Consider the following 21059-nt stretch of genomic DNA (forward strand, 5'->3'; position numbering starts at 1 on the left):
CCCCTGACCTGCCCGCCGAGTCACCGACCCCCCGGCCCTATGCCGGCGCGGTCTGGACGTCCGGGCACTGGTACTGGGACGGCGACAGCTGGCAGTTCAAGTCCGGCGGCTGGGTGGAGCGCATGCCCGGCTACCAGTACGTCAACGGCTACTGGGCGCAGGACGACGACGTCTGGCGCTGGGTGTCCGGCGGCTGGGCCCAGGAGGGCTCCACCGAGGTGGAGATCCCCGTGGAGGTCGCCAGCGAGGACGTGACGGCCACCCAGGCGCCTCCGGCCCTGCGCGTGGAGTCGCCGCCCCCCGCGCCGTCCGTGGGCTACACGTGGGCTCCGGGCTACTGGTACTGGGGCGCCAACGGCTACGAGTGGGTCTCCGGCTCCTGGATGGAGCCGCCGCGTCCGGGCCTGGTGTTCGTGTCGCCGCACTGGGTGCGCCGCGGCCCGTCCTGGGCGTTCGTGGGCGGCGGGTGGGGCTACAACGGCTCGGTGCGCGTCGTCGTGCCGGTCTACCGCCACGCGCACATCTCGTTCTCCTTCGGCCGTCCGAACCTGTTCCTGCGCTCGTGGTACCGGTATCCGGGCGTGTCGTGGCGCTACTACGACTACGGGCACAGCCGTTACCGCCCGGGGGGCTATCACTACTCGCGCCCGGGGCCGTACCGGTACAACAGCCCGCGCTCGCATGACGCGTCGCCCGGGCGCTACTCGTCCAACGGTGGCCGGGGCAACAGCCGTCCCGGGCCCTATCGTCCGCAGGGCAGCGGCGTCCACTCGTCGAACAACGGCAACAGCGGCGGCTGGGGTGGCACGCGCAATCCGCCCCCCGGTGGGAACGGCACGAGCGGCGGCTCGCACCAGTCCAGCGGCGGTTGGGGTGGCGGCTCCAACCCCGGGCGTCCGTCGTCGGGTGGCGGCGCGCACCAGTCCAACGGTGGCTCCGGCGGTTGGAATGGCGGCTCCAGCCCCGGGCGTCCGTCGTCGGGTGGCGGCTCCAGCCCCGGGCGTCCGTCGTCGGGTGGCGGGGGACGCTCCTCGTCCGGCAACGGCGGCGGTTGGGGCGGCGGCAGCTCCGGCCGCGTCCAGCAGACCAGCGGCGGGTCCTCCAGCAGCAACAGCGGCGGCTGGGGTGGCGGCAGCTCCGGCCGCGGCGGGGGTTCCTCCTCCTCGCGCGGCTCCAGCGGTGGCTCGTCTCACGGCTCCAGCAGCCGCGGCGGTGGCAGCGGCGGCGGCTGGGGTGGCGGTTCCGGCGGTGGCCACGGCGGTGGTGGCCATCGCTGAGTGAAGTGACGGCGGATGGGCCGGGTCAGACCTCGACCTGGCCCATCAGCCACGTCTCCAGCTCCGCCAGCTCGCGCTCCTGCGAGGGGTGGCGGGCGCGGACCTCGGCGACGGCCTGCTGCATCCCGTTGCGGCTGTGCGGCTTGCCGGTGAGCTCCGCCTGCAGGTCCTGCACGAGGTCCGGGTAGAGCGCATCCGAGAAGACCTGCGCGCGGGTGATGTGTCCGTTCTCCGTGTCGACGTGGACCTCGAAGAAGCCCCACGACAGGTACTCCACCATCTGGTGGCTGAAGCGGGGCGCGTTGCCGAAGCGCCAGTCCCACGACGCGTAGTGATCGAAGGTGCGCTTGAGCGACGGCTGGCTCTCCAGGAACGAGGGCTCCAGCAGCTCCGGCTCCGCGGTGGCGCCGTGGAAGTCGCAGAAGGCGCCGATCATCGCCTTCACCAGCGACTCATGGGAGGTCTCCGGCTGGAGGTCGCGGATGTTCATCACGCGCGAGCGCACCGACGCGCTGCCCTTGGACTCCAGCTTCTTCGGGTGCGGCGTGAGGTAGTTGGCCAACCGCGACAGGTTGGCGTGGATGAGGAAGGTGCCGTGATGGAAGGCGCGGTCCTTCGTCTCACGGTACGCGCTGCCGCTGATCTTCCGGGGGCCGTCCTCCAGCGGAATCACCAGGTCGTTGCGCCCGGACGCCTGCGCCGTCACGCCCAGCCGCGACAGCGCGTCCAGCAGGATGCGGACGTTCGCCGTCTTGTCGTAGCCCTCCTTCGCGGACAGGAACGTGAAGCAGGTGTTGCCCAGGTCGTGGAACACCGCGCCGCCGCCGCTGGTGCGCCGCGCGAGGAAGACCTTGTCCTCCTCCATGCGCGCAAGGTTGCACTCGGACCACGGGTTCTGGTTGCGGCCGATGACGACCGTGTTGTCGTTGCGCCAGAGGAAGAGCGTCTGGGTGGAGGGATCCAACTCGCGGAAGATCCAGTCCTCGGTCGCCAGGTTGAACCAGGGGTTGTACGTCTCCGACAGCAGGATGCGGACGCGCGGGGCTTGAGACATGGGCGCGGAGCATAACCGCCCGCCACGTGCTTGCAGGGACTTGCGCCGTCCCACTCAGGACATCCCTTCCTCCCCGGGGGCAATGGCCGAGGGGGGCTGCCTCCGGAAGACTCCGGCGCGTGTCGGGCGCGGAGTGTGGGTGCGCGCCATGGGGGCGGCCATGCGTGGAGTGTTTTCCCTGTCGCGTCCTCGTGCGGGCGGCCCGGTGGTGCTGTGGGGTGGGGCGCAGCCGTCCGGCAGCCTCAAGTACCTCACCTTCGCGCGCTACCTGGCCGCGATGCCGCCGGGCTCGCGCGGGCTGGTGGAGCTGTCCGGCGCGTCGAGCGCGCTGGCGCTGGACCTCCTGGGCCGCGAGCGGGGCCTGCCCACGGTGGCCCTGACGGACGCGGCGGGCGCGACGTACCTGCGCGCCAACGGCTTCCAGGGGCAGGTGCGCCAGGTGGACTCGATGGCGGACATGTTCCACCAGGCCCAGTCCCTGGAGCGCGAGGGCTGGAGCTGGCCCCGGCAGCTCACCAATCGAGCGATGGTCGCGTGCGTGGAGGCCTGGGCGTCGGGGTTGCGCGCGCAGGTGCGCGAGCGCTTCCCCACGGTGCGGCACGTGGTGTGTGGCTTCGGCACGGGCGCGACGCTGGTGGGTCTGACGCGCGTCTTCATGGCCGGTGGCTTCACCGTCACCGGCCTGCAGCCCGCGCCCGGCACGTCGGTGCCCGGCTGGCGCACGTGGGGAGCCCAGAACCTGGGCGCGGAGGACCTGTTCTTCGAACACCAGCCGCGCATGGTCCTGGCCACGGCCGCCCCCGCGCCGGATGCCTTCACCTCGCTCCTGGACTGGGCGCGCCGGCAGCCGAATCCTGAACGGGTGCTCGTCATCGCTCACAACGCCCGGGAACCGGACTCCGCCCGCGCCTGATGCGACCGCGCGCCTACCGGTGCGCCGCTTCGATTCGCGCCCGCACGGCGGCCACTCCGTCGCGCGGGTACGCGGGCACGTGGGACAGCTCGCGTTCAGCCAGCCGCAGGAGCGTGCGCGCGAGGCCCGGCGTATCGCCTTCCAAAGCTCGCGCCAACTCACCGCCGGTCTCCGGATACACGCGCTCCACGCGCCGCACCGGATCCAACCCGTCCAGCAGCGAAGCAGCAGGGGCGGGGACATGGCGCGCGAGCAGCAGGCAGAACAGGCGCACCGCTTCGTAGATCCGCGAGCGCCCGCTGAGCCCTTCGCCGCGCGCGTGGCGGCCCACGCCCACCAGCACCTGCGTGAGCCACTGTCCGAAGAGCCACGCGTCGTCCGGGGCGGTGCGCTGGAGCTCCTCCGCAGTGTCCCGCGCGCGCTCGTCCATGCGCTCCGTCACGCCGCCCTTGTCCAGCAGCACGCGGTAGCGGTTGACGCGCGCGAACGCCAGCTCCTCCAGGTCGAACACCGCGAACTCCAGCAGGTGCCCGTCGCGGTACACGACCTTGAGGCCGTGCGCCGTCTCGCGGAACGCCAGCGCCACGTCCTCCGCTTGGGGCAGCCAGCCGTGCTCCTGTCTCAATGTTTCAGCGTGTCCGGGCCATGCGACGACGAAGAAGTCATGGTCGCTGAAGTCATCCGGCGCGTAGTCGCGCGCCGCCATCGAGCCCAGCGCCACGAGCCCTCGGAAACGGCCGTCCGCGTCAGCCCTGCGCGTCAATTCCACGGTGAAGGCCTGATAGGCGGCGGTGTCCAAGCGCGTGCTCCTCGGGAAGGACCCGCATGCTGCCACTCCGACGCGGGGCGCTGAAGTCGTAATGCATTGCGTTGATTTGCGATTATGCGGTGCGTCTCGATTTCTGACGCGTCGGGTCGCAGAGGGGAAGGGGAACAAACACATGCGTCTGTCCTGACCCGGAGCTGACACGCTTTTCAGTTAATTCTGAGGTTGGCTTGATTTTTATCAGAGCCTCGCTTTATGGGCTGATTCGCGGGTCAATCCCTTCGATGATCCGCCCTCCCCAATCAGGAGCCTGTATGCGAAACGCCGTCCGGACCCTCGTTCTGACTGTCGCGGTTCTTGCCCTCTGGGCGCAGCCCGCTCGCGCCGCGGATACGTACACGCAGACGAAGTACCCCATCGTGCTGGCGCACGGCATGGCGGGTTTTGATTCGCTGTTCGGGGTGCTCGACTACTTCTACGGCATCGAGTCGACGCTGAAGTCGGGCGGCTCGAAGGTCTACATCACGCACGTTCCGCAGTTCAACACGAGCGAGGCGCGCGGCGAGGCGCTGCTGGCGCAGGTGCAGGACGTGCTCGCGCGTTCGGGCGCGAAGAAGGTGAACCTGATTGGCCACAGCCACGGCGGCCTGGACGTGCGCTACGTGGCGGCGGTGCGGCCGGACCTGGTGGCGTCCGTGACGACGGTGGGCACGCCGCACAAGGGCGCGGACCTGGCCACCTACCTGCGCTCGAACATCAAGGGCGGTTCGTTCACGGAGGGCGTGCTGTCGTACTTCGCGAACAACCTGGGCCTGGTGCTGGGCCTGCTGTCCGGCCACACGCAGTCCCAGGACGCGATTGGCGCGCTGACGGCGCTGTCCGCTTCGGGCGCGGCCACGTACAACGCGAAGTACCCGGCGGGTCTGCCCACCTCCTCGTGTGGCACTGGCGCGGCGACGGGCACGCAGGGGCAGCGCTACTACTCCTGGTCCGGCACGGATCCCTTCACCAACGTCTTCGACGCGTCTGACTACGCCCTGAAGCTGTCGTCCTTCTTCTACAGCGAGTCCAACGACGGCCTCGTGGGCCGCTGCAGCTCGCGCTTCGGCACGGTCATCCGCGACAACTACGACATGAACCACCTGGACGAAGTGAACCAGGTGCTGGGCCTCACCGCGTTCTTCACCGACCCGAAGTCCGTGTTCCGCACCCAGGCGAACCGCCTGAAGACCGCGGGCCTGTAATCCGCTCCAGGAGTGCCCCGCCATGAAGCGCCGCGCCGTCATTCTCGTGGTCGCGCTGTGCGCCCTCCTGGGTGCCGGCGTCTTCTCGTGGTGGAAGGTCCGGGCGGAGGACGCGCCCGGACCCGCTGTAACGCCGTCCGCCGTTCCCGTCGCGCAGGGGTCGCGGCCGCAGGGGGCGTCTCCCGCCGTTCCCGGTGCCGTCGTGACGGCGAGCCCGGACTCGCAGGCTGGCGCGCCGCTGCCGCCACTGCCCGGTTCGCTCAAGGACACGGAGGAGGATGGCGCGGTGCTGGTGGATGCGTCCGGGCACCTGGTGCCGAACGCGGACCTGCGCCGGCTCTTCAACTACTACCTGTCCGCCACGGGCGAAGAGTCCGCGTCGCTCATCCGCGAGCGCATCCTCGCGGCCCTGCGGGCGAAGAAGCTGCCTGCCGCCGCCATGGACGAAGCGGTGCAGGTGCTGGACGACTACCTGGCCTATCTGGAGGCAGCGCGGGGCCTGGGGTCGAACGGCTCCGCGGCCACGATGGACACCGCTGAGCGCCTGGAGTCCCTGCGCAAGCTGCGCCGGGAGCACCTGGGCGGCGCGGCCGACGGCCTCTTCGGGCAGGAGGAGGCGGTGGACGCCGTCGCCGTGGAGCGGCTGAAGCTGATGAAGGACGCGTCGCTGACGAAGGAGGAGCGCGAGCAGCGCATGGCGGCGCTGGAGGAGCGGCTGCCCCCGGACGTGCGCGCCAGCCGCGAGGAGGCCGTGCGCCCGTTGCGGCAGCAGGCCGTGGAGCAGGAGCTGCTGGCGGCGGGCGCGACGGCGGAGGACCTGCACCAGCACCGGCTGTCCACCGTGGGGCCAGAGGCCACCGGGCGGCTGGAGTCGCTGGACGCGGAGCGCGCGCAGTGGAAGCAGCGGCTGGCGGACTTCCGCGCGAAGCGCGAGGCGCTGGGCCAGAGCGAGCCGGACCCTGCCCGGCGTCAGGCCGCGGTGCAGCGGCTGCTGTTCGACTCGTTCACCCCGGAGGAGCGGCTCCGGGTGGGGGCCGCGGACACCATCGAAGCAGCCACCGGTTCCGGAGGCGGGTGAGGCGGCATCAGGTTCGCTTGAACCCTATTCGTGCGTGAGGCCGAAGAGCGACCGCAGCCTTCCGAGGATGCGGCCCGCCTCGGGTGAATGGTCCGGCCCGCCGCCCGCGGCCTGGGCCACGGCGCGCAGCTGGGTGCGGCGCTGGGCGAGGAGCGCGGAGAGCTGCCGGGCGAGGCCCGGGTAGTCGGAGAACAGGCGCGCGAAGGTGGGCCGGTCCAGCTCCATCAGCACGGAGTCCTGGAGCGCCACCACCGTGGCGGCGCGGGGCTCGCCGGTGAGCAGGGACATCTCCCCGATGTACTGGCCCGGCCCCAGCCTCGTGATTTCGGACTGGAGCGTGCCGGCGCGCACGCTGACCTCGCCGGAGGCCACGACGTAGAAGGTCCCGCCCTGGTCGCCCTCCTGGATGATGCGCTCGTTGCGGCCGAAGCGGCGCACCACCACCTCGCACTGCAGGCGCTCCAGCTCCTCCGGGCCCAGTGGCGCGAAGAGGTCCACCTGGCGCAAGAGGTCGCGCACGGTTTCGTCCGCCAGCTCGCGGCGGCGGTGCTTCGTCTCGCGGCGCAGCGTCACCGTGCGCTGGGCGTGGGGCAGCTCCATGCCCTCGCGGCGCAGCCGGTACCACAGCCGCGTGTGCAGCTCCTCCTTCACGCTGTCCGACAGCGCGAAGTCATTGAGGAACACGCGCACCATGTACTGCGTGTTGGACTCCGTGAAGCCCACCGTGCGCGCGATGGGCGGCGGCTGCACCAGGATCTGGGGAATCTCCCGGGCCACCTCCAGCAGCGCCTTCTTCACCTGGTTGGGCGGCGCGTCCAGCGACACGCCCACCTGCACCTCGATGCCCACGGGCTCGCGGTGCTGGGTGAAGTTCTTCACGTGCTCCTTGCCCACCATGCTGTTGGGCAGGGTGATGACCTCACGCCGGAAGTTGGCGATGCGGATGGAGCGCCACCCGATGTGCACCACCCGCCCGGTGTGCTCGCCAATGCGGATGAAGTCGCCCACCTCGAACGGCCTGTCCAACTGCAGCGACAGGCCCGCGAAGAGGTTGCCCAGCGTCTCCTGGAGCGCCAGACCGATGACCACCGTCAGCACCGCGGTGGACGCGACCAGGCCCGCCAGGTCCAGGTTGAGCTGGCTCTGGAGGATGGGGACGGTGGCGAGCGCGTACAGCGTGAAGTCGATGACGTCGCGGAGAATCTTCGGCGTCGTCACCGGCGAGCGCATCCGCACCAGCTTCAGCGCGAACGCCACCGCGGCCCGGATGACGCCGTAGGCGAACGTGAGCATCCAGCCCACGTTCACGAACTTGTGCAGGCCCTCCGGCGTCGAGGCCTCTGGCAGCAGGCGCGCCGCCAGCCGCAGCACCAGGAAGGCGAGCAGCATCCGCACCGCGCCCCGCAGGTCGTCGCGCAGGTCCGGGTCGCGGGTGGTCCGTTGGATGCCCAGCAGGAGCACCGTCAGGATGGAGCCCGCCAGCAGGGGGAGGTGGCCTTCGAGGAAGTTCAACACGTCCGGTGAATCAGACCGGGGGCGCGCGCACGGGTCAAGGTGGCGGTTGACGGGTGGGCGGCGAGCGGGGATACACGCCCCCCATGACGCTTGCCTCGGTGCAGGGACAGCCCCGCGCGATGGATGCGCTCCAATCCGCCCTGCGGTCTGGCTCGGTGCATCACGCCTACCTGTTCGCCGGGCCCGAAGGGGTGGGCAAGGAGCTGGCCGCGGTGGGCCTGGCCCAGGCCCTCACGTGCCCGGAGGCCCCGGAGGTCGGCTGCGGCAAGTGCACCAGCTGCGTGCGCCTGGCCAAGGGGCTGCACCCGGACGTCACCTGGGTGATGCCGGACGACGAGCGCGTGTCGCGAGGACTCGCGGGCCGCTCCGACTTCACCGGCACGCCCAGCCGTGAGCTGCGTGTGGAGCAGATAAGGCAGCTCCAGGAGCGCCTGGCGCTGCGCGGCCTGGAGTCCAAGCGCAAGGTGGCCATCCTGGTCAGCGCGGAGCAGATGAACGTCCAGGCGCAGAACGCGTTCCTCAAGACGCTGGAGGAACCGCCCGCGGAGACCACCCTCATCCTGGTGGCGAGCGCCATGGACCGGCTGCTGCCCACCATCCGCAGCCGGTGCAGCAAGGTGTACTTCGGTCCGCTGCCCGTGGAGCTGGTCGCCCGGCACGTGCAGCAGGAGCGCAAGCTGGACGCGGACACCGCCGCCCTGGCCGCGGTGATGTCCGGAGGCAGCTTGGGCCGAGCGCTCGCGCTGGACGTGAACGCGCTGAAGGAGCGCAAGGACGTCCTCACCGCCTTTGAAGCCCTGAGCGGCAACGACATCCCGGCCCTGCTGCGCTTCGCGGAGGCGCACGGCGGCTCGCGCGAGGACGCGGACACGGCGCTGGAGCTGCTCATCCTGTGGACGCGGGACGTGTCGCTCGCGAAGGCCGGGGCGCTGGAGGCGCTGGCGAACCGGGACATGACGGCGCTGGCGGAGGACGCGGCGAAGCGCACGTCGGAGGCCGCGCTGCACCGGCGGCATTCGCTGCTGGAGTCAGCGCGCACGGCCATCGGTTCGCGCAACGGCGCGCCCCGGTTGCAGCTGGAGCGGCTGCTCATCGAACTGTGCGTGGAGGGCCGATGAGCGCGGACATGGACGAGGTGCTGGCGGAGGTGAAGGGCGGCAAGGTGTGGCCGCTGTACCTCCTGTGGGGCGAGGAGTTCCTGGTCAGGAAGGGCGCCGACGAGCTGGTGAAGACGCTGGTGCCGGACGCCTCCATGGGGCTGAACCTCGCGGTGCTGGACGCGGCCTCCCCGCGCGAGGTGGCGCAGGAATTGGCCACGCTGCCGCTGTTCCCCGGGCGCAAGGTGGTGCTGGTGCGCGACCCGGAGTTCCTCGCGCCCAAGAAGGGCAAGGGCGACGCGCTGGCCAAGGCGCGCGACGCGTGGAAGGCGGGCAAGCGCAAGGAGGGCGCCCGGCGGCTGTTGGCGCTCGCGGGCCGTGCGGGCTGGGGCGTGGATCAACTGGACCCCCGCGTGCCCGGCGCGCCTTCGGTGGAGCAGTGGAAGGACGAGCTCAACGTGGACCTGGCGGAGGCGGACCTGGCCTTCCTCCAGGAGGCGGCGGCCTTCTGCCGTGACGAGCGCATCAGCGCCCCGGAAGGTGACGCGTCCGCGCTCCTGGAGTTGCTCCAGAAGGGCGTGCCGCCGGGGCACGCGCTGGTGCTCGCGGCCACGGACGTGGACTCGCGCAGCCCGCTGCTCAAGTTCGCGCAGGACAAGGGCCGCCTCTTCGAGCGCAAGGTGGCCGCGCGCCACAAGGACCTGGACCTCAGTGAAATCTCCAGGGAGTTCCTCGCCCCCTTCAAGAAGAAGCTGGGGCCGGGCGCGCTGGAGGGCCTGAAGGAGCGCATCGGCGGCAACATCCGGCTGCTCCAGTCGGAGCTGGAGAAGCTGGCCGTCTACGCGGAGGGGCCCACCATCGAAGCGCAGCATGTGGCGCTGCTGGTGCACCACGCGCGCGAGGAGGAGTTCTTCGAGCTGACGGAGGCGCTCCAGAAGCGCGAGCTGCGCGACGCGCTCTCCTACGCCGAGGACGCGATGGGGCAGGGCACGCACGCGCTGCAGCTGTTGGGCGCGGTGGCGTCCATTGTCCGCTCGCTCTTGGAGAACCACGCCTGGTTGGAGAAGTACGCGGGCGGCCAACCGCCGCGCACCGGCCGCGACGTGGAGGCGCGCATCCTCCCCAAGCTGGAGGCCGAGCTGAAGGCCACCAAGCGCAAGACGCCCAACGCGTGGGCGCTCGCGTTCGGCATGCAGGCCGCCGCCCGCTACGAGCGCCGCGAGCTGCTCAACGCCCTGGTGGCGTGCGCGGACGCGGACCTGGCCCTGAAGTCCTCCGCCAGCGGGAAGCTCGTCATCGAGCGGCTGTTGTGGACGGTGTGCACCCGCGCCTGAAGGGGCCCGGGCTGAAGGAGCCGCCATGGCGGACAAGCGACGCTTCGACCTCTTCGCGGACCTGCTCGTCACGCGCTTTCCCCAGGCCCTGCGCGTCTATGACATCGCCGGCGGCATGGGGAAGCTGAACGAGTCCCTCACCCAGCGAGGCCGCACGGTCACCACCTTCGACCTGCGCCACAAGCACCTGCCCGTGAAGTACGCGCAGCGGCTCTTCACGCTCGAGGAGCCCTGCGAGGCGGAGCTCGTCGTGGGCATGCACCCGGACGGCGCCACGCGGATCATCATCGAGTACGCCGCGCGCCACGGGCTGGGCTTCGCCGTCGTCCCTTGCTGCTCCGACAATGGGATGCCCTACAAACCGTGGATGCGGCACCTGGCCGACGTGGCCCGCGACGCCGGCTACACCACGGTGGAAGAGGCCGCGCTCCCCATGGACGGGCGCGCGCGAGTGCTGCTCGGCGTGTGGCGCTGACGCACGCCGCGCGAATTCGGGGTTATGCTTTGCGTAGCAAGAAAAAGCCGCCATCCTGGGATTGTCCGAATAGAGGACGCCCCCCGTGTGCACTGTCATGGTTCAGGACAGGGGCCCATGAACGGCGAAAAGCCCAGCAAGAACGGGCCTTTGTGAAGGACTCGTAACGAATGCTTCCACATTACAGAAGATTTACTGGGCACTGATGTGCCAGCTGTTTTTCAGTGCCTTCCGGTACTGCGAGGCATTTCGCGGACTTAATGAGTTGGCCTGACAAATGCTGAAAGGAGCCCTGTCCCGGCGACCACCCCCTTTGCGCCGGGCAGGAGGCAGTACCTTGGTTCGCACCCGTTTCGTTTCAGCCCTGCTGGCCTTCCCCCTCGTCGCTTGCGGCGTCGGGGACGCGGACGTCAACACGCAGAAGGATCAGCAGAAGCCGGATGAAGTCGCCGAGGTCCAGAACGCCCTGAGCGTGATTCCGGGCGCGCAGATTGTCGGCACCAACGCGGATGGGACGCCGCACACCATCCAGGGCCGCCTGGGCCAGGCGGACCGCCCGCTGACGGGCTTCGCGGCCGCGGACGTGCACACGGCCATCGCCGGGTCGCTGCCCTCCATCGCGTCGCTGTTCCGCCTGAACGCGAACGACCTGCAGGTCCGCCGCATCAACGTGGACGAGCAGGGCACGTCGCACATCCGCTACGCGCAGACGCTGAACGGTCTGCCGGTGGTGGGCGAGGAGCTGGTGGTGCACGTGGACAGCTCGGGCGCCATCTTCGGCGCGAACGGCTCCGCGCGCGCCGGTGGCACCGTGTCCGCGCGTCCGCTGGTCGCCGCGGAGGCGGCCCAGACGGCGGCGCTGCGCGACACGAAGGGCACGGGCCTGGCCACGGAGGGCGCGCGCCTGGTGTACGTGAAGGCCGAGGACGGCCGCCTGCGCCTGGCGTTCGAGGTGCGGGTCACGGGCGAGAGCGAGCTGATGCCGCTGCGCGACCGCGTCTATGTGGACGCGCTCAACGGCGCCACGCTGCTGCGCGTTCCGGAGATCCACACCGCGCTCAACCGCAAGGTCTACAGCGCGAACAACGGCACCAGCACCCCGGGCACGCTCAAGCGCAGCGAGGGCCAGGCGGCCATCGGTGACTCGCACGTCGACACCAACTACGACATGCTGGGCTACACCTACGACTGCTACAAGGTGCTCTTCAACCGCGACTCGCTGAACAACGCGGGCACGGCGCTCATCAGCACGGTGCACTACAGCCGCAACTACGTGAACGCCTACTGGGACGGCACCCAGATGGTGTACGGCGACGGCGACGGCGTGAACTCCATCGAGCTGGGCAAGGACGCGGACGTCACCGTCCACGAGCTGACCCACGCCGTGACGGAGTACGAGTCCAACCTCACGTACTCCGGCCAGTCCGGCGGCCTCAACGAGGCGATGTCCGACACGTTCGGCGCCGTCTGCGAGAGCCGCGTGAACAACTGGAGCACGGCGGCGGCCATCTGGATGGTGGGCGAGGACGTGTGGACGCCGGGCACGGCGAACGACGCCCTGCGCTACATGGATGACCCGGCGAAGGATGGCGCGTCCAAGGACTGGGCGGCCAACGTGACGTCCAGCACGGACGTGCACTACAGCTCGGGCGTGCCGAACCTGGCGTTCGCGCTGCTCTCCAAGGGTGGCGTGCACCCGCGCCGCACGGGTGGTCCCACGGTGACGGGCATCGGCGTCGAGAAGGCCGCTCGCATCTGGTACTACGCCAACACCAACCTCTTCACGGCGAGCACCACGTTCGCTCAGGCGAAGACGTGGACCGTCCAGGCCGCCGCGGCCCTGGGCTACACCGCGGCCGAGCAGGCGTCCGTGACGGCCGCCTGGGAAGCGGTGGGCGTGGGTGGCACTGTGACGCCCCCGACCTGCACCGCGCTGACCAACGGTGTCGCGAAGACGGGCCTGTCCGGCGCCTCCGGCTCCGAGACCCTGTACTGCCTCGACCTGCCGGCCTCCAAGGCGTCCACCTACGTCCTGAGCGGCGGCACGGGCGACGCGGACATGTACATCAAGTTCGGCTCCGCTCCGACGACGTCGTCCTACGACTGCCGTCCGTACCTGTCCGGCAACAACGAGTCGTGCAGCGCGGCGGCGAAGGCCTCGGCGGGCAAGATGTACATCCTGCTGCGCGGCTACTCGACGTACAGCGGCACGTCCCTCAAGGGCACTTACTAGTCCCTCTCACAGGTCCGGCGTGAGTCCACGCCGGGCCTCGTGAAGGTCACCTTCCGCCTCCGGGGCTCCTGTCCCGGGGGCGGTCGTGTTTCCGGCCTCCGGTGGTTGGGCAAGCGCGTCTCCGCGCCCGACGCCAGTGTCGACCCGCGCGCGAGGCCCGCCGGAAACGGGTGTCCGGCCGCCTGGGTCTTCGAACTGGGAGCGGGGTAGGGTGGCCTGACTTCGCGCGGGAGGATGTATGCGGCGCCGGCTGGGCCTGATGGTGTTGTCGGTGGTGGTGGCTTCCGGGGCCCTGTCGTGCCACCGGGACACGCGCGCTTCGCGCACCTGCGTGGTGCTGTCGGTGGGAGGCACGAAGGGGCTCGCGCACGTGGGCGCGCTGGATGCGCTGGTGGCCCGGGGCGTGCCCATCGACTGCGTGGTGGGAAACAGCATGGGCGCGGTGGTGGGCGGCCTCTACGCGTCCGCGCCCGGCGCCAACCTGCGCCAGCGCTACCATTCCTTCTTCACCGCCTACGAGGAACAGACGCGCAAGGTCGCCGCGACGCGAGGCGCGGTGGGCGCGGCGGTGGGCCTGCTCGCGGTGCTGGTGTCGGGCGGCGCGCTGGGACCGGCCGTGGCGGCGGGAGCGCTGGGCGCGGCGGGTGGCGCGGCGACGGTGCCCCCCTTGAGCCATGAGCGCTTCGCACAGGTGCTGGATTCCTTCTACGCGGGCGCGCGCGTGGAGGAACTCCCCGTGCCCTTCGCCACCTTCCACCAGGAGCCCTTCGCGGGCGGCATCCGGCTCGTCTCCGTCACACGCGGTTCGCTGGCGGAGGCCGTCTCCGCGAGCGCGTCCAATCCGCTCCTGTTCAAGGACGCGACGCTGGAGCGAATCGATCCGGGCGCGGACCGCGTGTCCGCGACGCCCGTCCATGACGCGTGTCAGCTGTTCCCGGGCGCGCGGCTCATCGCCATCAACGTCACCGGCGAACCGGCCTTCTACCGCTCCGACCTGGGCTGCGACGTGCGAGAGGTCCGCGTGGACGTGGCCATGCCCCCGGTGGAGGCCTTCACCGGCCGGGGCCCTGCCTTCGAAGCCACCTACGACGCGGGCCGTGACGCGGTGATGCGGGCGCGGCTGGACTAACGACTCGGCGAGCCGCTCAGGGCGCCGTGAGCAGGCCCGTCACGTCCCGCCAGTTGCCCTGGCAGGGGGCGTTGTCCGTGGCCAGGTAGTGCCCCACGTGGCCGGGCCCGAGCGCGACGATGGCGGACGAGCGCGTCCCGTAGCCTTCTTCCGTGTGGATGCACAGCGCCTGGAGCTGCTGGAGGAAGTCCGCGGGCAGGCCGTCCTCCGAGAGTGGCCCCGTCGCGGCCTCCCGGGGGGGCAGGGCATGGTCGCCCAGGGCCGCCTGGAGCCCCGTCACCAGTTCCGGCCATGGGCGCTTCGCCACGCCTTCCGCCAGGGCATGCGCCCGCCGCACCTTGGGGAGGGCCAGGTTGTCCAGGCTGTCGTTGGGGAGCACGTGCACGCCGTCCGGGACGTCCTCGTGCAGCAGGTGCGCATGGCCCGGCCTCGCGTAGGCCACCCTCAGGGTGCGCGCGTCCCCGTAGAGCAGGTTGAAGGGCAGGAACTCCGGGGCGGGCAGGGTGCCGAGGTAGCGCTCGATGGCCTCCACCGACCCGGCCTGCAGGGCGCGCAGCACCACCTCGCCCCGGGAGCGGGGGGCCAGGCCCAGGGTCCGGGCGCCGCGCTGGTTCGTCAGGGCGACGACGACCCCTTCGTGGGTGACCCCCATCCACGTGCCGCCCCGCTCCACGTCCTGGCCGCCCACCACGCGGGGGGACTTGGAGAGGACCTTCGGCCCGTGGGCCGGACGCGCGTAGAACTCATCCCGGTTGGCGGCGAGGACCAGCGGCCACTCGGGGTGGGCGTTACGGAGGATCAGGACGGTGCACATGGCGTCCGGTCGATAACATCCCTCTTCGCGCCATGCAGCCCCGGGCCTGCATGTTGGCGATGACCTCGTATCCCCGAGCGGCTATGGTCCGCCGCCCTCAGGAGAGTCCATGGCGGAGAGAACCCTCGTCACCAGCGCCCTTCCGTACGCGAACGGCGCCATCCACCTCGGCCACGCTGTCGAGTACATCCAGACGGACATCTACGTCCGCTTCCTGCGCTCGTGCGGCCAGGACGTCGTCTACTTCTGCGCGGATGACACCCACGGCACGCCCATCGAAATCAACGCCGCGAAGCAGGGCATCCCGCCGGAGCAGTTCGTCGCGCGCTTCCACGACGAGCACCAGCGCGACTTCCGCGACTTCGACATCCGCTTCGATTACTTCCACTCCACCAACTCGCCGGAGAACCGCCACTACGCGGAGCTCATCTACGGGCGATTGAAGGACGCGGGCGACATCGACCGCCGCGACATCGAGCAGACCTACTGCGAGAAGGACAAGCGCTTCCTTCCGGACCGCTTCATCCGGGGCACCTGTCCCAACTGCAAGGCCACGGAGCAGTACGGCGACGCCTGCGAGAAGTGCGGCAAGACGTACAACCCCACGGACCTCATCGACCCGAAGTGCGCGCTGTGTGGCACGCCGCCGGTTCGCCGCAACTCCGTGCACCTGTTCTTCAAGCTGTCGCGGCACGCGGACTTCCTCCAGGAAGTGCTCAAGCGCCCCGGCTTCATCCACCCGGGCCTGGCCGCCCAGCTCCAGGGCTTCTTCGAGAAGGGCCTGGCGGACTGGGACATCAGCCGCGACGGGCCGTACTTCGGCTTCGCGATTCCCGGTGAGACGGACAAGTTCTTCTACGTCTGGCTGGATGCGCCCATCGGGTACATCGCCACGACGGAGAAGTGGGCGAAGGAGTCGGGCCGCGTCGCGGACGCGCTCGCGTACTGGGGCAAGGACGCGCCCACGCGCATCGTCCACTTCATCGGCAAGGACATCGTCTACTTCCACGCGCTGTTCTGGCCCGCGGTGCTGAACGTCGCGGGGTTCCACATCCCCAACGAGATCAAGGTGCACGGGCACCTGACCGTGAACGGGGAGAAGATGAGCAAGAGCCGCGGCACCATGGTGGCCGCGCGTGACTACCTGGAGCTCCTGGACCCCAGCTACCTGCGCTACTTCTACGCGGCCAACCTGGGCGCGGGCGTGGAGGACCTGGACCTCAACCTGAAGGACTTCCGCCTCCGGGTGAACGGCGAACTCGTCAACAACGTGGGCAATCTGGCCAACCGCGCGCTGTCGCTGCTGGCCGGGCCGCTGGAGAAGAAGCTCGCGCCGGGCCGCGCGGAAGGGCCGGGGCGCAAGCTGGTGGAGGACGCGCTGGCGCGTGTGCCGGAGGTGCGCGAGGCGTTCGAGAAGCTGGAGTACCGCAACGCCATCCGGATCATCACGGAGATTGCCTCCACCGCGAACGCGTTCCTGCAGACGTCGGCGCCGTGGGCGCTGGTGAAGAAGGACGCGGAGGCCGCGCGGGCGGACCTGTCGGACGCGGCGGACGTGGCGTACCTGCTGGGCGCGCTGCTGGCGCCGGTGACGCCGCGCGTGTCGGAGAAGCTGTTCGCGCAGCTGGGGGCGGAGCCGCTGACGTTCCAGGCGCTCGCCACCGCGAAGTATCCGCTGTTGGACCGCACTCGCCCGCTGGGCACGCCGGAGCCGCTGCTGCCCCGGCTGGAGGAGGAGCGCGTCAACGCCATCATCAAGGTCCCCGCGGGGACGCCGGCCGCCGAGCCCGCGAAGGCAGGCGGCAAGGACAAGAAGACGGAGAAGAAGCCCGTGGAAGCGAAGAGTCCGGAAGCGGTGCCCACCACGCAGGCGTCCCCTGGAGCGGGGGCGGCGGAAGGCGCGCCCGCGGCCGACATCGAGTACGCGGACTTCGCCAAGGTGGTGCTGAAGGCGGGGCGCATCGTGGCCGCGGAGAAGGTGAAGGGCGCGGACAAGCTGCTCAAGCTGGACGTGGACCTGGGTGAAGGCACGCCGCGCACCATCGTGTCCGGCATCGCGGAGGCGTACGCGCCCGAGGCTTTGGTGGGCCGGCGCGTGGTCGTGGTCGCGAACCTGAAGCCGCGCAAGCTCAAGGGCATCGAGTCGCGCGGCATGCTGTTGACGGCGGGCTCGGGCGGCAAGGACCTGTCCCTGCTGGAGCCGGGCGACGTGCCGCCCGGCGCCGAAGTGAAGTAGCGCGAGCGGTGGCATCCCGGGCGGCGGCGTTGCCTACCGGGATGTGTGCCGTGCGGTAGGCCCGGGCATCCACCGGGACGCGGGCAGGCCAGGACGTGGAGCGGTAGGCCCCTGGCGTCGGACGGCGACAGGGACTCCAAGGACGCGCTGGGTGTGGGAAAGCCTGGGCGCCAGAGAGGTGACGAGACGTGGCGGACTGGCGTGCCGAGCGGGACCGCGCTCTGTTGACCCTGGAGCGTGAGAAGCGGCCGGCGAGCCGGGCCGAGGCGGCGGACCTGTTGTTCCAGATTGCGTCGGAGGAGCCCGCGCACGCCGGGGAGTTCACGGACGTGCTCGTGCGCCTGCTAGCGGATGCGCAGCCGGAGGTGCGCCGCTCGGGCGTGAGCCTGGCGTCCGTCATCCTGCCGCCGGAGCAGCTCCCGGACATGCTCCTGCCAAGGCTGCGCGACGAGGACACCCGCGTGCGGCTGGAGGCCACCGGACGGCTCGCGGACCTCGCGCTGCCGCACGCGCGTGGCGCCCTGGCTGGAATGCTGGAGGACCCCACGCCGGAGGTCCGCTTCGAGGCCGCGCGAGGCATCGCCGCCCTCAAGCACCCCGCCGGCATGGACGTGCTCGTGGCCGCGCTGGACGTGGACACGCTGCGCTTCCGGGCGCTGGGCGCGCTGGCGGAGCTGGAGGACACGCGGGCGCTGCCGGCGGTGAAGCGCCTCTTCGGCAAGTGGCTGCTGCCCGCGTTCGACAAGACGCAGGCCGCGGGCGTGCTGCTGAAGCTGGGCGACCCGGAGGGCGCGGACTGGCTGATGCAGCGCACGCGCAAGAAGTGGAGCGCGGACCGGGCGCTCGCGGTGGAGCTGTGCGGTGAATTGAAGGTCCCCGGCGCGCTGGAGCGGCTGAAGGACATCCTCGCGGACGCGAAGGACCCGTGCCGGGGCGCCGCCGCGCGCGGGTTGGGCCGGCTGGGGGATGCGCAGGCGCTGCCCTGGCTGCTCGCCGTGTTGGAAGACCGGAGCGCGCCGGAGGACGACCGGTTGGATGCGGCGGACGGCGTGTGGCGGTTGGCCGTGGCGGAGGGCATGGAGCGCCTGCGCGGCGCCGTGCCCACCTTCGCCTCGGAAGAGGCACGGAATGAGTTGGAAGAGCTGTTTCAGGAGAAGCCATGAAGCTGGTTGATGCGCACTGCCACCTGGAGCCGAAGGACTACGCGGACGTGGCTCCAGTGCTGGAGCGCGCTCGCGCCGCGGGGCTGGTGCACGCGGTGCTGGTGGGGCAGTTCCATGGCCCCGGTGACTGGGGCCACGCGCTGGAGGTCGCCGCCCGGCACCCGGACTTCCTGTCGCCCACGCTGGGCATCCACCCGCACGAGGCCGCCCGCGCCACGGAAGCGGACTTCGAGATGCTGGAGCGCACCTGCGCCCGCCCGGAGCTGCGCGCCGTGGGAGAGGCCGGGCTGGACTACTACTACGACCACTCGCCGCGCGAGATTCAGGCCACCGTCTTCCGGCGGCAGTGCGCGCTCGCGAAGCGCCTGTCCAAGCCGCTGGTGGTGCACGTGCGCGACGCGCATGACGACTGCGAAGCGGCCCTTGCTGCCGAGGACGTCACCAGCGGCGTCATCCACTGCTTCACCGGCGACACGGCCGCGGCCCGCAAGTACCTGGACCGGGGCTTCTTCCTGTCGCTGTCCGGCGTCGTCACCTACAAGAAGACGGAGGCCCTCCAGGACGCGGTGCGCTTCGCGCCGCTGGAGCGCCTGATGGTGGAGACGGACAGTCCCTACCTCGCGCCGGTGCCCCACCGCGGCCGCAAGAACGAGCCCGCGCACGTGTTGGAGACGGCGAAGAAGGTGGCGGAGCTGAAGGGCGTGTCGCTGGAAGAGGTGGCCCGCGTCACCACGGCGAACGCGGCCCGCCTCTTCAACCTCACGCTGGGGTGAGCGCGTTGGCCAGGGCCTCCAGGTCCTGGTCCAATTGCGGCATGTCCAGCAGCAGCGCGTCCGGGTCGTAGACGAAGTCCGCCTGCTTCAGCTTCAGCAGGGCCTGCAGCGCGGGTTCGCCCGCGTGGCCGCCGAACGCCGCATGCACCACGCGGCCGCGCTCCAGGTGCAGCGAGCCCTCCAGCGTGTGGCTCCGCAGCTGGAGCTTCCCGCTCTTCTTGCCGCCGCCCAGCGTGCGCAACAGCTCCTTGGGGGGCAGCTCATCGAAGCTGCCGCGCACCACCCGGCCCGGGCCGTTGTGCTGCACGCGGTCCTGGAAGAGGGACAGCACCGTGCGGGCGACCTCCGCCTTGTCGCTCGGGGAGAGCACCGCCGTCGCGCCCGCCATCAGCAGCCGCTCGCGAGCCTGGGCATCCGGTTCGCCCACCACGGCGATGGGAAGGCCCGCGCTCTCCGGCATGGAGCGCACGGCCTCCAGCAGGTCCATCACCTCCTGCTGGCCCAGCCGCAAGCTCACCACCAGCACGTCGCAGTCCAGCCGAGACAGGCCGTCCAGCGCGCCGTCCAGCGTGGACAGCGCGTGCGCCACCAGCTCCTGCTTGAGCACCGCCTCCAACAGCTCGCCGCGCGTGGCCTCGTCCGGCTCCGCGATGAGCACCTGGCGGCCTTCGCTGGCCAGCCGGTGCACCAGCAGCGCGCCGCTCTGCAGCTGCCCGACGATGTCCGCCACCACCGGGTCGTAGAGCACGCCCGCGTTCTTCTTCAGGTGCTCCAGCGCCTGCTGCTTGTTGAAGACGCGGCCGTGCGCGTTGCCCGGGTTCTTGGTCAGCTCCAGGAAGCTGTCCACCGCCGCCAGGATGCGCGCGCCCAGGGTGATGTCCTCGCCCTTGGCGCCCTGGGGCGTGCCGGAGCCGTCCCAGGCTTCGTACAGCTGCGCGAGGATGGTGTTCACCTGCGCGGGCAGGTGCACCGTCTCGAAGAGCTTCGTGGGCGCGCGGCAGCACGCCTTGGCCTGGGCCTTCCACTCCGGATTGGCCGCGTTGCTCGCCAGCGAGAAGTGCCGCTCCGGGGGCTTGCCCAGGTCGTGCAGGTACGCCGCGATGGACAGCGCCGCCAGCTCCTTGTGGGGCATGCCCATGCGCTGACCGACGATGCCCGCCTGCCGCGCCAGCTGCGCGGAGTGTCCCCGGTGCCGGGGCCGGTCCTGCTCCAGCAGGCCCACCATCAGGCTCAGCGTCTCCACATAGTCCGTGTCGCTGATGAGCCCGCGCGGGCCGCCCGGCTCGCGCCGCTGCGTGGAGACGCGCGCCACGTTGGTGCCGCTGCCGCCGCGCTGCAGCCGCATCCGCGCGTCCGTCTCCAGCCGCATGCTCAGGCTGGTGGCGTTGCTGCGTCCGGCGGAGCTCCCGCTGCGCCCCGGCTCCGCGCCCACGTGCGTGTTCGACGGGGTGTCCGGACGGCGCGGGCCATTGTTCGCGGAGGGGCCCTCCAGCAGCGTGGTGAACGCCGTGGGGTCGCCGTAGTAGTGCTTGCGGATGGCCGCGGAGATGGCGCTGCGCAGGCCGATGTACGCGTAGACCTCCGACATGCCGGTGACGAGGGCGATCTCGTCGAGCAGCGACTTGTTCTGCGGCTCGGCGGCCACCACCGAGAGCAGCTTGCGCTCCGGATCCACGGCCAGCGGGAGCACGTTCTGCGCTTCCGCCAGCCGCACCGGCAGCTTGTCCAACACCTTCGTGTCGATGCGGACCTTGGCCAGCTTGTCCGCGGTGACGAAGCGGGTCTGGAACTCATTGGCCAGGAGCCGCAGCAGCGCGGCCTCCTGGAGCAGGCCCAGCTCCACCAGACAGTCCCCCAGCTTGTGGCCGGTGATCTTCTGGTGCTCCAGACCCTGCTCCACGGCCCCCGGTGTCACGAGGCCGGCCTCAATCAACCGCTCTCCCAGCCGCTTCGCCATG

Annotated in this window: 17 protein-coding genes; 12 read left to right on the top strand and 5 right to left on the bottom strand. The window is 70.7% G+C overall.

All coding sequences use genetic code 11. The features are described 5' to 3' along the window. On the top strand, window positions 1-1277 hold a 1277-nt coding region (locus D7V77_RS45745), incomplete at its 5' end, for a hypothetical protein (RefSeq protein WP_304485876.1). Window positions 1278-1302: 25 nt separating this feature from the next. On the opposite strand, the gene D7V77_RS21035 is transcribed toward D7V77_RS45745, so the two are convergent. Next, window positions 1303-2331, bottom strand: coding sequence for a lipoate--protein ligase (locus tag D7V77_RS21035; protein ID WP_120578080.1), 1029 nt, complete (start codon window positions 2329-2331; stop codon window positions 1303-1305). 160 nt (window positions 2332-2491) lie between these two features. Here D7V77_RS21035 and D7V77_RS21040 point away from each other — a divergent pair, with 160 nt between their 5' ends. Beyond that, complete coding sequence (locus D7V77_RS21040; protein ID WP_120578102.1) at window positions 2492-3244, top strand: pyridoxal-phosphate dependent enzyme; 753 nt, start codon at window positions 2492-2494, stop codon at window positions 3242-3244. Window positions 3245-3257: 13 nt separating this feature from the next. Here D7V77_RS21040 and D7V77_RS21045 read toward each other — a convergent pair whose 3' ends face one another. Then, window positions 3258-4043 (bottom strand): hypothetical protein, encoded by a 786-nt coding sequence (locus D7V77_RS21045; protein WP_120578081.1) that lies wholly within the window; start codon window positions 4041-4043, stop codon window positions 3258-3260. 281 nt (window positions 4044-4324) lie between these two features. Between D7V77_RS21045 and D7V77_RS21050 the strand changes: the two genes are divergently transcribed. Beyond that, complete coding sequence (locus D7V77_RS21050) at window positions 4325-5254, top strand: triacylglycerol lipase (RefSeq protein WP_120578082.1); 930 nt, start codon at window positions 4325-4327, stop codon at window positions 5252-5254. Between the two features lie 22 nt (window positions 5255-5276). Continuing rightward, window positions 5277-6332, top strand: a complete 1056-nt coding sequence (locus tag D7V77_RS21055; RefSeq protein ID WP_120578083.1) for a lipase secretion chaperone — start codon at window positions 5277-5279, stop codon at window positions 6330-6332. Between the two features lie 24 nt (window positions 6333-6356). Here D7V77_RS21055 and D7V77_RS21060 read toward each other — a convergent pair whose 3' ends face one another. Further along, window positions 6357-7847, bottom strand: coding sequence for a mechanosensitive ion channel family protein (locus tag D7V77_RS21060; RefSeq protein ID WP_120578084.1), 1491 nt, complete (start codon window positions 7845-7847; stop codon window positions 6357-6359). A gap of 83 nt (window positions 7848-7930) precedes the next feature. Between D7V77_RS21060 and holB the strand changes: the two genes are divergently transcribed. The 5 genes from holB to D7V77_RS21085 all read left to right on the top strand — a co-directional run bounded on the left by holB (window position 7931) and on the right by D7V77_RS21085 (window position 14115). After that, window positions 7931-8965, top strand: coding sequence for a DNA polymerase III subunit delta' (gene holB / locus D7V77_RS21065; RefSeq protein WP_120578085.1), 1035 nt, complete (start codon window positions 7931-7933; stop codon window positions 8963-8965). Further along, complete coding sequence (holA, locus tag D7V77_RS21070; protein WP_120578086.1) at window positions 8962-10278, top strand: DNA polymerase III subunit delta; 1317 nt, start codon at window positions 8962-8964, stop codon at window positions 10276-10278. The genes holB and holA overlap by 4 nt, the downstream gene beginning before the upstream one ends. A 25-nt stretch (window positions 10279-10303) precedes the next feature. Beyond that, a complete protein-coding gene (locus D7V77_RS21075) occupies window positions 10304-10753 on the top strand; it encodes a hypothetical protein (protein ID WP_120568058.1) in 450 nt (149 codons plus the stop codon). Between the two features lie 337 nt (window positions 10754-11090). After that, complete coding sequence (locus tag D7V77_RS21080; protein WP_120578087.1) at window positions 11091-12986, top strand: M4 family metallopeptidase; 1896 nt, start codon at window positions 11091-11093, stop codon at window positions 12984-12986. Between the two features lie 238 nt (window positions 12987-13224). After that, entirely contained in the window at window positions 13225-14115 is an 891-nt protein-coding gene (locus D7V77_RS21085) for a patatin-like phospholipase family protein (RefSeq protein ID WP_120578088.1), read from the top strand. A gap of 16 nt (window positions 14116-14131) precedes the next feature. Here the strand turns inward: D7V77_RS21085 and D7V77_RS21090 are convergent, their stop codons facing one another. Continuing rightward, window positions 14132-14929: an NRDE family protein gene (locus D7V77_RS21090; RefSeq protein ID WP_120578089.1), complete on the bottom strand. Its 798-nt coding sequence runs from the start codon at window positions 14927-14929 to the stop codon at window positions 14132-14134. Between the two features lie 109 nt (window positions 14930-15038). Here D7V77_RS21090 and metG point away from each other — a divergent pair, with 109 nt between their 5' ends. The 3 genes from metG (at window position 15039) to D7V77_RS21105 (ending at window position 19101) form a co-directional block, all read left to right on the top strand. Further along, window positions 15039-17165, top strand: a complete 2127-nt coding sequence (gene metG, locus D7V77_RS21095; RefSeq protein ID WP_120578090.1) for a methionine--tRNA ligase — start codon at window positions 15039-15041, stop codon at window positions 17163-17165. A gap of 188 nt (window positions 17166-17353) precedes the next feature. Next, window positions 17354-18328: a HEAT repeat domain-containing protein gene (locus D7V77_RS21100; protein ID WP_120578091.1), complete on the top strand. Its 975-nt coding sequence runs from the start codon at window positions 17354-17356 to the stop codon at window positions 18326-18328. Continuing rightward, complete coding sequence (locus D7V77_RS21105) at window positions 18325-19101, top strand: TatD family hydrolase (RefSeq protein ID WP_120578092.1); 777 nt, start codon at window positions 18325-18327, stop codon at window positions 19099-19101. The genes D7V77_RS21100 and D7V77_RS21105 overlap by 4 nt, the downstream gene beginning before the upstream one ends. On the opposite strand, the gene D7V77_RS21110 is transcribed toward D7V77_RS21105, so the two are convergent. After that, on the bottom strand, window positions 19088-21058 hold the full coding sequence (locus D7V77_RS21110; protein ID WP_120578093.1) for an HD domain-containing phosphohydrolase: 1971 nt from the start codon (window positions 21056-21058) through the stop codon (window positions 19088-19090). The genes D7V77_RS21105 and D7V77_RS21110 overlap by 14 nt on opposite strands. Window position 21059 lies beyond the last annotated feature (1 nt).

Source organism: Corallococcus sp. CA041A (assembly GCF_003612075.1).
Taxonomy (GTDB): Bacteria; Myxococcota; Myxococcia; order Myxococcales; family Myxococcaceae; genus Corallococcus; species Corallococcus exiguus.

Coding starts and splice junctions, on each gene's coding strand:
- D7V77_RS21035 (WP_120578080.1), bottom strand. CDS start 2,331: ATGTCTCAAGCCCCGCGCGTCCGCATCCTGCTGTCGGAGACGTACAAC.
- D7V77_RS21040 (WP_120578102.1), top strand. CDS start 2,492: ATGCGTGGAGTGTTTTCCCTGTCGCGTCCTCGTGCGGGCGGCCCGGTG.
- D7V77_RS21050 (WP_120578082.1), top strand. CDS start 4,325: ATGCGAAACGCCGTCCGGACCCTCGTTCTGACTGTCGCGGTTCTTGCC.
- D7V77_RS21055 (WP_120578083.1), top strand. CDS start 5,277: ATGAAGCGCCGCGCCGTCATTCTCGTGGTCGCGCTGTGCGCCCTCCTG.
- holB (WP_120578085.1), top strand. CDS start 7,931: ATGACGCTTGCCTCGGTGCAGGGACAGCCCCGCGCGATGGATGCGCTC.
- holA (WP_120578086.1), top strand. CDS start 8,962: ATGAGCGCGGACATGGACGAGGTGCTGGCGGAGGTGAAGGGCGGCAAG.
- D7V77_RS21075 (WP_120568058.1), top strand. CDS start 10,304: ATGGCGGACAAGCGACGCTTCGACCTCTTCGCGGACCTGCTCGTCACG.
- D7V77_RS21085 (WP_120578088.1), top strand. CDS start 13,225: ATGCGGCGCCGGCTGGGCCTGATGGTGTTGTCGGTGGTGGTGGCTTCC.
- D7V77_RS21090 (WP_120578089.1), bottom strand. CDS start 14,929: ATGTGCACCGTCCTGATCCTCCGTAACGCCCACCCCGAGTGGCCGCTG.
- metG (WP_120578090.1), top strand. CDS start 15,039: ATGGCGGAGAGAACCCTCGTCACCAGCGCCCTTCCGTACGCGAACGGC.
- D7V77_RS21105 (WP_120578092.1), top strand. CDS start 18,325: ATGAAGCTGGTTGATGCGCACTGCCACCTGGAGCCGAAGGACTACGCG.
- D7V77_RS21110 (WP_120578093.1), bottom strand. CDS start 21,058: ATGGCGAAGCGGCTGGGAGAGCGGTTGATTGAGGCCGGCCTCGTGACA.